Origin of the sequence: Methyloceanibacter sp. (assembly GCF_049590335.1) — a bacterium.
Classification (GTDB): domain Bacteria; phylum Pseudomonadota; class Alphaproteobacteria; order Rhizobiales; family Methyloligellaceae; genus Methyloceanibacter.
In genome coordinates, this window is the sequence record NZ_JBAWCQ010000175.1 from 1 (window position 1) to 12,133 (window position 12,133).

At 61.5% G+C, this 12,133-nt stretch carries 13 protein-coding genes; 2 read left to right on the forward strand and 11 right to left on the reverse strand.

The features are described 5' to 3' along the window. The 9 genes from WBQ77_RS12595 to WBQ77_RS12635 all read right to left on the reverse strand — a co-directional run. Positions 1–731, reverse strand: a 731-nt coding sequence (locus tag WBQ77_RS12595; RefSeq protein WP_424060503.1) for an alpha/beta hydrolase, incomplete at its 3' end; no start/stop codon positions are given. Positions 732–1,173: 442 nt separating this feature from the next. Then, the gene (locus tag WBQ77_RS12600; RefSeq protein ID WP_424060504.1) at positions 1,174–2,568 is read right to left on the reverse strand and encodes an NAD(P)(+) transhydrogenase (Re/Si-specific) subunit beta; all 1,395 of its coding nucleotides are present in this window, start codon (positions 2,566–2,568) and stop codon (positions 1,174–1,176) included. A gap of 14 nt (positions 2,569–2,582) precedes the next feature. After that, a complete protein-coding gene (locus tag WBQ77_RS12605) occupies positions 2,583–2,981 on the reverse strand; it encodes a proton-translocating transhydrogenase family protein (RefSeq protein ID WP_424045431.1) in 399 nt (132 codons plus the stop codon). A gap of 17 nt (positions 2,982–2,998) precedes the next feature. Continuing rightward, on the reverse strand, positions 2,999–4,159 hold the full coding sequence (locus tag WBQ77_RS12610) for a Re/Si-specific NAD(P)(+) transhydrogenase subunit alpha (protein WP_424045419.1): 1,161 nt from the start codon (positions 4,157–4,159) through the stop codon (positions 2,999–3,001). Between the two features lie 109 nt (positions 4,160–4,268). Then, on the reverse strand, positions 4,269–4,412 hold the full coding sequence (locus WBQ77_RS12615) for an aa3-type cytochrome c oxidase subunit IV (protein WP_424045420.1): 144 nt from the start codon (positions 4,410–4,412) through the stop codon (positions 4,269–4,271). Positions 4,413–4,547: 135 nt separating this feature from the next. Then, a complete protein-coding gene (locus WBQ77_RS12620; RefSeq protein WP_424060505.1) occupies positions 4,548–5,465 on the reverse strand; it encodes a VOC family protein in 918 nt (305 codons plus the stop codon). Positions 5,466–5,477: 12 nt separating this feature from the next. Beyond that, entirely contained in the window at positions 5,478–5,924 is a 447-nt protein-coding gene (locus WBQ77_RS12625) for a cupin domain-containing protein (RefSeq protein ID WP_424060506.1), read from the reverse strand. 4 nt (positions 5,925–5,928) lie between these two features. Continuing rightward, on the reverse strand, positions 5,929–6,420 hold the full coding sequence (locus WBQ77_RS12630) for a DoxX family protein (protein WP_424045423.1): 492 nt from the start codon (positions 6,418–6,420) through the stop codon (positions 5,929–5,931). Between the two features lie 108 nt (positions 6,421–6,528). Further along, positions 6,529–7,971, reverse strand: a complete 1,443-nt coding sequence (locus tag WBQ77_RS12635; protein ID WP_424060507.1) for an ABC1 kinase family protein — start codon at positions 7,969–7,971, stop codon at positions 6,529–6,531. A gap of 107 nt (positions 7,972–8,078) precedes the next feature. On the opposite strand from WBQ77_RS12635, the gene WBQ77_RS12640 reads away from it, so the two are divergent. Together WBQ77_RS12640 and WBQ77_RS12645 are read left to right on the forward strand one after the other, a co-directional pair. Next, positions 8,079–9,020 (forward strand): endonuclease/exonuclease/phosphatase family protein, encoded by a 942-nt coding sequence (locus tag WBQ77_RS12640; protein ID WP_424060508.1) that lies wholly within the window; start codon positions 8,079–8,081, stop codon positions 9,018–9,020. A gap of 34 nt (positions 9,021–9,054) precedes the next feature. Next, complete coding sequence (locus WBQ77_RS12645) at positions 9,055–9,543, forward strand: DUF411 domain-containing protein (RefSeq protein ID WP_424045426.1); 489 nt, start codon at positions 9,055–9,057, stop codon at positions 9,541–9,543. Positions 9,544–9,567: 24 nt separating this feature from the next. Here WBQ77_RS12645 and WBQ77_RS12650 read toward each other — a convergent pair whose 3' ends face one another. Both WBQ77_RS12650 and WBQ77_RS12655 read right to left on the reverse strand, forming a co-directional pair. Continuing rightward, positions 9,568–10,161, reverse strand: coding sequence for a DUF6790 family protein (locus WBQ77_RS12650; protein ID WP_424060509.1), 594 nt, complete (start codon positions 10,159–10,161; stop codon positions 9,568–9,570). Between the two features lie 4 nt (positions 10,162–10,165). Further along, a complete protein-coding gene (locus WBQ77_RS12655; RefSeq protein ID WP_424045428.1) occupies positions 10,166–12,055 on the reverse strand; it encodes a M3 family oligoendopeptidase in 1,890 nt (629 codons plus the stop codon). Between the last annotated feature and the right edge of the window lie 78 nt (positions 12,056–12,133).

Below are 12,133 nucleotides of genomic sequence, written 5' to 3' on the forward strand. Positions count from 1 at the left end.
TGCCCAGCCCGCGGCACGACCGTCATGGTCTTAGGCTCGTTGGCCTCATGAAACACCCTACGCGCCATATCGAGCGGAATGACTGAATCGCGGCCGCCGTGCACGATGAACACAGGCACAGTCACAGAACAGATACAGTCGATCGTGCGGTACTGATCGACCATGATCTGCTTCAGCGGCAAGAGCGGCCAGCCCCGCTTGCCCACATCCACCACGGAGGTGAACGGCGATTCCAGCACAAGGGCCTCGGCCTCGCGCTGCAGGCAGACCTGGGCTGCAACCCCGGTGCCGAGCGACTCGCCATAGACGATGACATCGCGGGGCGGCACGCCGAGCCCGCGCAGGGTGTCGAAGGCGCTCACGGCGTCCTTCACCAAGCGCTTCTCGGTAGGACGGCTGCCCGATCCGCCATAGCCGCGATAGTTGACGATGAAAACGCCATAGCCGTCCGCGGCGATGGCTTTGATCTTGCCGGCGCGCGCGGCCACGTTGCCGCTATTGCCCGGGAAGTACAGAAGCGTGCGCTTGCCCTTTTCAGCCGGCCGGCACCAGGCGACTAGCCTTTTGCCATCGTGCGCCTTGAAGACGATCTCCTCGACGCCTGTCAGACCTGCTTCGCGTGGATCGATGCGCGTGCGATCGGGGACATAGATGAAATAGCGGTGCAGCAGTCTCGCCACGAGGCAAAACAGCGCAAAAATGATCAAAAGCGCTAGAAAAAGGTTGAACATGAGCCCGCCAACGCCTCTCTTTTATTTATCCTTGATCGGTCCACAAATAAGGGACCAGTTATGAATGGCGCTTGAAGAGCCCATCAATTCGACGGAACACTAGGTATAACTCTCAGCACCAGGGTTTATGCTTGCCTAATGAAGGCCTTAAGCTCGGAAATATATGCTTAAACTTATAAAAGGAGGCGTCTCGACCCCATGCTAGGTGGTTGGGTCAGCGCGAGAGTCAATGGGTGGCTCTCACAAATTGCATCGCGCACGCGGCACCGCGCAGCGGATTAGGCGCCGATTGCAGCCGCAAAATGGGCGATTCCCGGCCCGATCTTGACGATTTATCGTTTTCTTTTGGATGGTTAACGAGCGTGCGGCCGCACCCTAGGGCCCCGCTTTAGACTCGGAGGGCCGCCGGGGTGTTTCCCTAGCGGCTCGCCGACGGGGCTGGCTACAGCGCTTTGGCGATCTCTTCGGTCATCTTCTTGGCATCGCCCAGCACCATCATAGTGTTGTCTCTGTAGAAGACCGGGTTGTCGATACCCGCATAGCCCGAGGCCAAGGAGCGCTTGTTGAATAGCACGGTCCCGGACTTCCAGACCTGCAGCACGGGCATGCCATAGATCGGCGAAGTCGGATCGTCCTCCGCCGCCGGATTGACCACGTCGTTCGCACCGATGATGTAGACCACGTCGGTCTGGGCGAATTCCGAGTTGATATCGTCCAACTCGAATACCTCGTCATATGGAACGTTAGCCTCGGCCAAGAGCACATTCATATGGCCGGGCATGCGGCCCGCAACCGGGTGAATGGCGTATTTGACCTCGACGCCCGCTTCTTTCAGACCATCGGCCATTTCGCGCAACGCATGCTGCGCCTGGGCCACGGCCATGCCGTAGCCCGGCACGATGATGACCTTCTCCGCATTCTTCATCAGGAAGGCGGCATCCTCGGCGGAGCCGAGCTTAACCGGCTTCTGCTCTCCGCCACCCGCGGGGCCAGCGGTCTCGCCGCCAAAACCGCCGAGAATGACGCTGATGAAGGAGCGGTTCATGCCCTTGCACATGATGTAGGACAGGATCGCACCCGACGAGCCTACCAGCGCGCCAGTGATGATCAGCGCCGTGTTGCCCAGCGTGAAGCCGATACCGGCGGCTGCCCAGCCCGAGTACGAGTTGAGCATCGAGATCACGACGGGCATGTCGGCCCCGCCGATGGGGATGATGATGAGCACGCCCAGCAGCAGCGACAATCCGACGATCGCCCAGAAATAGAACGGCGTCTGCTCCTGGCAGAACAGCACGACGCAGACAATCAGCGCGATCGCGAGTGCAATGTTGATGAGATGCCGCGCGGGCAGCAGGATCGATGCGCCCGACATGCGGCCCGATAGCTTGGCGAAGGCGATGACCGAGCCGGTGAAGGTGACCGCGCCGATGGCCGCGCCTAAGGACATTTCCACGAGGCTCGCCACACGGATGTTGCCCGGCGCGCCGATGCCGAACGCCTCCGGCGCGTAATAGGCCGCGGCCGCCACCAGGACGGCAGCCATACCCACCAGGGAGTGGAAGGCAGCGACCAGTTCGGGCATCGCCGTCATCGGGATCCGGCGCGCGATGACCGCGCCGATGGTCCCGCCAATGGCGATACCGCCGAGAATCATAGCCCATGACAGGCCCGATTCCGGACGGGCTACGGCCAGCGTTGTGACAACGGCGATGGCCATACCGGCCATACCCATGTAGTTGCCCTGGCGCGACGTCTCTGGCGAGGACAGGCCCCGCAACGCGAGAACGAAGAGAACGCCCGAGACGAGATAGAGCAGTGCGACGAGGTCGGAGGACATGCTGTTCAATCCCCCTAGCGGTCTTTACGCCGGTACATGGCGAGCATGCGCTGCGTCACCAGGAACCCGCCGAAGATGTTGACCGAGGCCAGGATCAGGGCAACGAATCCCAAAATCTTCGCCAGCCAGTGACCGGAAGAGGCAACCGCGTCTCCGGCCTCGACTGCGACCGCGAGCAGCGCGCCGACAACGATCACCGAGGAGACGGCGTTCGTCACCGACATGAGCGGCGTATGCAGCGCCGGTGTCACGCTCCAAACCACGTAGTAGCCTACAAACACGGCCATTACGAAAATCGAGAACTGCGAGATGAAGTCGTGGCCGCCGTCTTCTGCAGCCGCTTCGGCCGCATGCGCCGCGCCCGGCAAAAACGCTTCAAAGGTAAGCGCCAGCCCCGCAACGATGATCCCCATCAGAAGGGTCCTAGTCATCATGATGCCTTTCCTCCGGATGATGTCAGTCCTCCGGCAACCCGCTCGTTGACGATGGTGCCGTCGCGGGCGATAGCGGTGCCCACGGCCAGCTCGTCGTCCCAATCGATGGCGAGCTCTTTGGTTTCTTTGTCGATGAACGGCTCGATAAACGCCTGAAGGTTCCGCGCATAGAGGCTGGAGGCGTTGACAGGCACTCTGCCCGGCAAGTTCAGCTGGCCGAAGATGCGCACGCCCCTGTGCTCGGCGATTTCGCCCGGCTTGGTCAACTCCGCGTTTCCGCCGCGCTCGGCGGCGAGATCCACGATGATGGAGCCAGGCCGCATGCTTTCGATCATCGCCGTCGAGATCAGCTTGGGCGCCGGGCGGCCCGGAATGAGCGCCGTCGTGATGATGATGTCCTGATTCTTTACGTGGTCCGCGATAAGCTCCGCCTGCTTCTTCTTGTACTCATCGGACATTTCCTTGGCGTAGCCACCGGAGGTCTCGGCCTGCTTGAACTCCTCGTCCTCGACGGCGATGAATTTCGCGCCGAGAGACTCGACCTGTTCCTTGGCGGCGGGACGCACATCCGTCGAGGTCACGATCGCACCGAGCCGGCGCGCCGTGGCGATCGCTTGAAGGCCCGCAACACCCGCCCCCATGACAAACACGCGCGCGGCCGGCACGGTGCCCGCCGCGGTCATCATCATTGGCAGGGCGCGCTCGAAAGCGGCGGACGCATCTACCACGGCTTTGTAGCCCGCAAGGTTCGACTGCGAGGACAGCACGTCCATGCTCTGCGCGCGCGTAATGCGAGGCATCAGCTCCATGGCGAACAGCGAAACGCCGGTCTTGGCCAGGGCGTCAAGGCCGTCGGCATCCGAAAACGGATCCAGCATCCCGACCAGGGACGCGCCCTTCTTCATGGCCTTGGCCAGCGCGACCGGCGGACGTCGGACCGTGAAGACCACATCGGCGCCGGCGACAGCGTCTTCATCGCTCTTGGCGATGGAAGCGCCGGCCTCCTGGTATTGGTCGTCGGAAAAATGAGATCGAAGCCCCGCGCCCGACCGTACGGTGACTTTGGCCCCGGCCTTCACCAGCTTCTTCACCGACTCAGGGCTGAGGCCGATCCGAGGCTCGTCGGGACCCTCAGCGGGTATGCCAATTATAATCATCGTGGCTCCCTTCGCCGCAGGCACGCCGGTTCAGTACAGGCGTTCCCCCAAGCGCTATCGGGTTTGGAATAAGAAGGCGACGCGCCTTCGATAAGCCGGTTGCCCGAGCTTAGGTTAGGAAGAACCCCATGGCCGCAACAAGCACTACGCAGGCGATCGTACTCCACAGCACCAGCCCACAGAACGTCTTGTAGGTTCCCATGTGCTCTGCGTAGTCCATATCCTGGTGGCCCGCTTTGGGATCAATCTGCATTCGGCTATCCCCCTAAATCTTGTCGTTGCTTGGCAATCGCCTCGCGCCACGTCGCGGCAGCGTTGCATCCCCGGGAAATAGCAGACTCCACAGTATCCCGCAATAATAGCTCAAAAGGACTGGGCCCACCGACATCTAGTCCAATAGTACAATCATGTGCCCGTCGGGGTCCCTGACGGTGGCCCCACTGCCCCCATCTGCGAGGCTCACGAGGCCATCGGAGACGAAGACGGCCCCATCCGACTTGAGGCGCCGCACCAGCGTTGGCAGGTCGTCTACTTTGTGAACTTGGCGCACCGAGGCCACGTCATTCGCATGCGGCGGCATCACGGAGGCCCGGCTGGGCGGTGACCGGTAGTGCAGTAACTCCACATGGGGTGTCAGCTGGGACAAGGGCTGGAGCGCCACCACGTTGACCAGGCAGCCCGAAAGACCGTCGAGCCGATCCTGTTCCGGACCCTGGTTCAAGGAGCGCCCGCCCACGCGCATCCCCAGCAGCCCGGTATAGAATGCCAGGCTCCGCTCGAGATCGCTTACCGTAATGGCGGTGTGATCGAACCCGCGAATACCGGCGCCCCCCTGTTGCCAGCGCGGGTCGCCGACTCCTTGCGGAAAGGCGATCAACTCCAGGGGATGGCCTTCGGAGTCACGAAACTTGAAAGCGGTCACGTTGCCTGTGTTGGGCGGCAGGAGCACGGGACCGCCTGCGGTGACGGTTTCGGGGCCAGTCTTCTCGAGATGCGACCACACCGCCTGAATGTCGCCTGCGACCAGCGCCACGTGCTCGAACCATGGATCGTTCGAGGCTCGGAGCTCGGGGTACGGTGCCCCTGGCGGATCGAAGGCCGCGAGCTTGAGCACTTCTTCTCGAAAGCCGATGTCGGCGGTGCGCATGAGCGTGCTCGGATCGAGCCCCAGCAGCGCGTTCCACGGCGCATCGCTAAATCTCTGTGCCGGACCGACGTCCAGTCCCAGCCCATCGCGAAAGAGCCCGGCGGCTTGGTCGAGATCGGCGACTGTTATGACGACACGCTCGAGTTTGGTGACCGGCATAGGAGCGCGTCCTTACTTGAAAATGCCGGGGCGCGCGGCCATGAGACGCGGATCCTCCAATTGAACCAGCATGAGCGATGCGGGGGCCTTGCTAACGGTGCCCGATTTATGACCGCGCCGGCCTTCGGCATCGGGTTTGGAATGCTGATCCGCGCCGAAAGAAATCTCGCCTGCACCCATCTCGACCCGCACACCGTCCATGGTTTCCACGAACCAGCACCCTGACAGGGGAATAATCCATTGCGGTTTGGGATTTTCGTGCCACTCGCCCACCCAGCCGACGGGCAGCGTACAGACCATGACATTGCTCTTGCCTGCGCAAACCTGCGCATTCCATTGCGGTGCGGCCCGCCCACCCATGCTTTGCAGAGCAAAATCGGTGAGATCGCACTTGGTCTGATGCGTCACGCCATCGTCGTCCGTCCAGACAAACCAATACGACAGGGTTGGACGGTCCATCGGCTCAGCGAACCTTTGTCGCGACGTTGGCAACGGCGCTTTGAGACGACGCAAGGGGCGACAGCAGGGTCACATCGTCGATCTCCTTCTCCACCGTCTGAAAGATGCCGCTGGCGAGCATCACGAAGATCAAGCCGCCGACGAGACCGAAATTCTTGAAGAAGTCCCAGATATGCGGGTAGCCCGCACTCGTCGGAGACCAGAAGCGCGGATAGGTCCAGAAATTGTGATAGATGAGACCGGTGATGGCGCAATAACCGGCGAGAACGAACGCGGCGATGCCATCAAAGAACCCGAACAAGATCATGGGTGGCGTCAGCAACTCGACCGCCATGGCCGGATACAGAAGCGCTGCCCCACCCGGAAGCCAGCTTGACTCGGCCTGCTTCACCGCCATGTCCCAATTGATGACCTTGTCGAGAAAGCTGAACGGAAAAATCCAGACAATGAAGATGCGCGCCAAGACCGGCAGTGCATCGTTGATGAGCCATTCCATCGTCCGCCCCTCCTCCGGATGAAATTCGCGTCGTCCGCGAATCCTCAGCCATGCGTGGACCGATCACAACCCTTGTCAGCGAGTTGTCAGCACCTTGTCGGCGCCCTGTTAGGAAATTGTCTCAGTCGCACCGGCACCGGGCAGCGGCACGCGCGCCTGCGCGAACGCATCGCGCTGACGTTGCGTCACGTTTTCAATGTCCACTCCCGCAATGGCCTCGCCGAACAGATCGTGGAAGTTCAACGCAGCGTCCAGATGCAAGAACACGCCGCCGAGCCCGATCGCCGCGCGGTCCATGAAAACGAACTCGCGCGGAATGGTGACCGGACCTTTATCGCGCAAGGCTTGGTGAACCTGGAAGGCCTCTTTGCGCCCATACATGCCCGGTTCCACCGCATCCGCGATCGTGCGCACACGGTCGTCGAGCATGGGGCCGTAAATGAACTTCGCCCAGATGTTCAGAATATCGATGAGTTCGTTGGACAGGCCCGCGAAGCCCCAGGTCTCATAGGCATGCACGACCAGGGCCCGATCGTCGTGGAGGAGCCCGTTGTAAAGGTCGATCACACCTTGAATGAATTTGGGTGCGAAGGTCCGCATGCAGCCGTAGTCAAGCAGGTTAATGCCCGTGGCCCTGCCCTCGCCGTCCTCGAATACCGTGTAGTTACCCAGATGCGGATCGCCATGGATGACGCCGTAATGGCTAAAGGGGAACCACCAGGCGCGGAACATCGCGCGCGCGATGGCGTTGCGGTCCTCGAGAGGCCGCTCCTTGTACTCCAGAAGTTTTCGCCCCTCGAGCCAGGTCATCGTCAGCACACGATCAGTCGAGAGGTCCGGATAGATCTCCGGAACACGCACATAGGGGTCGTCTGAGAAGATCAGGCCGTAAAGGCGCGTCATGCCGGCTTCGCGCTCATAGTCCAACTCCTCGCGCAGCCGCTCGGAAAGTTCCATCAGCACTTCTGAGGTCTCGACCGCCGGTCGCATCCGGCGATGGACAGAGAAGAGCATTCCGAGTTGCACGAGGTCGGCTTCGACGGCCGACCGCATATCCGGGTATTGCAGCTTGACCGCGAGCGCCCACCCGTCATGGCCCACCGCCCGGTGGACCTGACCGAGAGAGGCCGAGGCTGCGGCTTCGTAGTCGAAGGTGGCGAACTTGCTTTCCCATTCGGGACCGAGCTCGGCAGCCATGCGGCGCTTGACGAACCCACGGCCCATGGGCGGCGCGTGACTTTGCAGCTTTCCCAGGGCCTCGGCATATTCAGGCGGCAATGCATCGGGAATCGTGGCGAGAAGCTGAGCCACTTTCATGATCGGGCCTTTGAGCCCCCCCAGCGCCATGGCCAGTGCAGCCGCTTCCTTCTCTGCCTCCGAGTTCAGCCCAAAAAGGCGCCGCCCGGCCATCCGCGCGGCGACACCGCCCACATTCGCGCCGACGCGACCATAACGCCTGGCGCGGGCGCTGAACCTGTTCTTTTCGCGATCCGCCGCCTCGGGATCGTTCTTCGGCGAACCGCGACCCGGACTGTCCGATAAGTCGTTCATGAATTACGTTGCCCTTCACGTATCGATATGGCTCCCCACATATAGGGAGCAATTCGACCTGTGCGATAGCCGACTTTTTAGAACATCCTTTTCAGAACAACATTTTCATGCCGATTTCAAAATTGCTCAGTGCCGCCATCGTTGCCGGCTGTCTCTTCGCGGCGGCCGCGCTAATAGCCGGTGTCATGGCGGACGATTACCCGCCCCTCGACATCTTCAATAACGGCCTGCCTTTGCTGGCCGCTGGCCTGCTGGTGCTGTTTCTCCTCAGTCTCTCCTTGCGCACCTACTATTTGATCCTGGCAAGTGGCGGCCTGCTTATGATGGCACTTCTGGCGTTCGGTCCGACCCAATCGGGCGCAGCGCACCAAACAAGCCAAGACGCCAAGCGGTTCATGCGCATCACGACGTTCAACCTGCAGGGCAAGAGCTCCCTCCATCTGCAAAAGGTCAAAGCGTTCCTTGCCGAGACCGACCCCGATGCCGTGATTCTGGAAGAGGTGCGCTGGAAGCACGAGGAATTCCTGAAGCATATGAAGGCGCCGTACCCCTACCAAGCGGGCGGACATGGGCTCGTTATCCTGTCCAAGCACGCAATTGTCGACAAGGGCCGGATCGACCGTCCGGACGAGCCCTGTTGGCGATCGCTCATCGTCAACTGGGCGCGCCTCAACGTGAACGGCACCCAAGTCGACCTCGTCGGCACGCATATGGCGCGGCCCTTCTACCCGATCCAGCAAGAGACAGACTTCGAAACCCTGACGAGTTTCGTCCTCTCACGAACGGGGCCCGTGATCATCGCTGGCGACTTCAACGCCACACCGTGGACGCACAAGATTAAGCAATTTTCCGCAGAGACGGGCTTGGCTCGACTCAACACCTTCGCGCCGACTTGGCCCGCCCGCTGGAAAACCCTGCCGCTTCTGCCACTGCTGCCCATCGACAACATCTTCGTCTCACCGCACTTGGCGAAGATCGATCTGTCGATCGGCCCGAGATTGGACTCCGATCACCTGCCTGTGATCGCCGATGTCGCTCTCGTCGAATAGGATAGCTGCCTGCGGCAGTGAAGGAGCCCTGACGATGATTGCAGGACAGCCGAAGATTTTAGGACGGGCTCTCGTCTTTCTCGCGACGTTGGTTTTATCGGCGCTTGCACTCGGCAGCTCGGCCCTCGCGGTACCGGACGCACGTCCGGCGATCGAGGTCTGGAAATCGCCCAGTTGCGGCTGCTGCCAGAAATGGGCCGACTATCTGGAGTCGAATGGTTTCAGCGTCTCGGCAAAAAACACCACGCACGGCATGCTGGATCGCATCAAGCGCCAAGCCGGCATCGGGCCGAAGCTTGCCTCATGCCACACCGGGCTGATCGCGGGCTACACGATCGAAGGTCATGTTCCGGCGGACGACATCAAAAGATTGCTCGCCGAACGTCCTGATGCTGTGGGCCTCACCGTGCCTGACATGCCGCTTGGCTCACCTGGCATGGAACAGCCGGACGGAAAGACCGAGCCCTATGACGTTCTTCTCGTGAAGCAGGACGGTAGCACCGAAATCTTCGCCAAACATTGAACCGAGGCGCGCGCCAAGCGTGCCCTACCCTTTGACGAACCTGTCGAGTGCCTCGCGATAGGAGCGCATGGCCCCGCGCGCCACTTCGATCTCGGCTTCAAGTGCTTGGGAGTCCGGCGACCGGGGCTTTTCCTTCGGCCGCCGCACAGAGGCAATCAACAAGCCCAGCGCCATCGCCGGTGTGAGAAAATCCGTCACAAGGATCGGCCCCGCGTTGCCGGGGGTCAGATTGCCGTAGGCCAGAATGTCGTGAACATGGCCGATGCCGGCGCCGCCGAGGAAGCAGGACGCCGCGATCGCCACCGCCACCCGCGCGTAAAATGTCGTGAACGCCGCATAGAGGCTCGCAAGGCCAATCCCCAGGTTGGCGTATCCCACCTCGAACTGAAACGGGCTCGGCGGCCACCCGATCGCGGCGGCAGCCCGAACCGGGAACATCACATGGCCGATGAAAGCCCAGAGTCCCAGCACGCCAAGCGGAAAAACGAAGACGTAGCGCAAGGCCCGATCAATTACGAACCAGCGCGGAAGCGGACGGGGACCGCGCCACAGGGAAATACCCCAGCAGGCTAGCGCGGCGACCCAAACAAACAGGGGAACCAGCGCAACCTGAGTCATCGTCTTAGGCCTCCGCTCGGTCCATCTCTTCAAGCTCGTCGATAAACCCTTCGATCACCTTGAGCCCCATGGACCAGAAATGGGGCTCGGAAGCATCAAGACCGAACGGCTTCAAAAGTTCCCTATGATGCTTAGTCCCGCCCGCGGACAACATTTCGAGATAGCGCTCGGCGAATCCCGCATCGGCTTTTTCGTACACAGCGTAGAGCGAATTGACCAGACAATCGCCGAACGCATAGGCGTAGACATAAAAGGGCGCGTGTATGAAATGCGGAATGTAGGACCAGAAGGTCTCGTATTCCGGCTTGAGTTCGATCGCCGACCCCAAACTCTCGCGCTGTACGTCCATCCAAATTTCGCCGAGCCGCTCGCTCGTCAGTTCGCCCTCGCGACGTTCGGTGTGCACCTGCCGCTCGAAGCAGTAGAACGCGATCTGCCGGACCACGGTGTTGAGCATGTCCTCCACCTTGGCCGCGAGCAGCGCCTTGCGCTCGCGGGGGCTGGGTGCCTGATCGAGCAGTCTCCGGAAAGTCAGCATCTCGCCGAAGACGCTCGCGGTCTCGGCAAGCGTCAAGGGCGTCGGCGCCATCAGAGCACCCTGCTTGCCGGCCAGGACCTGATGCACGCCATGGCCCAGCTCATGGGCGAGCGTCATCACATCCCGCGGCTTGCCCTGATAGTTGAGCAGAACGTAAGGGTGCGCGCTCGGCACGGTTGGATGTGAGAAGGCGCCCTGCTGCTTGCCCTCGCGGACAGGCGCATCGATCCAGCCGTCGGAAAAGAAGCGGCCGGCGATCTCCGCCATGCGCGGCGAGAAATTTCCGTAGGCCTTCAACACCGTATCGCGTGCATCGCCCCAGCCGATCACCTGCTTCGGCTCCTCGGGCAGAGGCGCGTTGCGGTCCCAATATTTCAGGCGATCCATGCCGAGCCATTTGGCCTTCATCGCATAGTAGCGGTGCGACAGGTTCGGGTAAGACTCGCGCACGGCCGCGACAAGTGCGTCGACCACGTCCCGCTCCACGCGATTGGAGAGGTGACGACTGTCGGCCACATCCTCGAAGCCACGCCAGCGGTCCGAGATTTCCTTGTCCTTGGCGAGCGTGTTAGTGATCAGGGTGAAGAGCCGGTTGTTGTCCTTGAACACTTTCGCGAGCGCTTTGGCGGCATGCTTGCGGCTCTTCTCACTCGGGTCGAGCATGAGGTTGAGCGTCGGCTCCAGGCTCAGAGCCTCGCCATCCACCTCGAAGCGCAAATTCGCCATGGTCTCGTTGAAAAGCCGGTCCCAGGCCCCGCGCCCGCTCACCGCCTTTTCGTGGAACAACTGCTCGAGCTTGTCCTCAAGCTGGTAGGGCTTTTCCTTGCGCAAGTCCTCAACCCAGGGCCGATAATGACCGAAGGCTGGCGTGGCCAGCGCGTTCTCGATCGCGTCATCCTCGAGACGGTTCAACTCCAAGGGAAAGAAGAGAAGCTGCGAGGAGATCGCCGTGATCGTCTCTTGGATATCCCCGTAGAATTTCTGGCGCCGCGGATCGGTAGTGTCGGCCGCATAGAGCAGGCTGGCATAGGAGGCGACGCGTCCCAGCACGTCATTCAACGCCTCGAAACTACGCACGGCCTCGGCCAGCGCATCGCCGCCCGCGCCGCCGTCCAGCAGCGCCTCCAACCTGCCGGCATAGCGCTCGTGCATGGCATCCGCATCCTGCCGGGCCTGCTCCAGGTCGGCCTTCAGCGCCGGCGCTTCGGGGGCATCGTACAAATCGCCCAGATTCCATTCCGGGAGATCGCCGAGCGCGTTGCCCTCTTCCGGTTTGGCACCGGCGATTTCGAGAGACTTGGGCGAGAAGGTTGCAGGAGAGTGGGGAAGCAAACCGGGGAAGAAGCGGGGCAGCATCAGTCTTGAAGGTCCTCATTGATGGGGCGCAAATCGCGTCATAGCTGATTCGCTATCACCCAAAATACGTCATTTCCT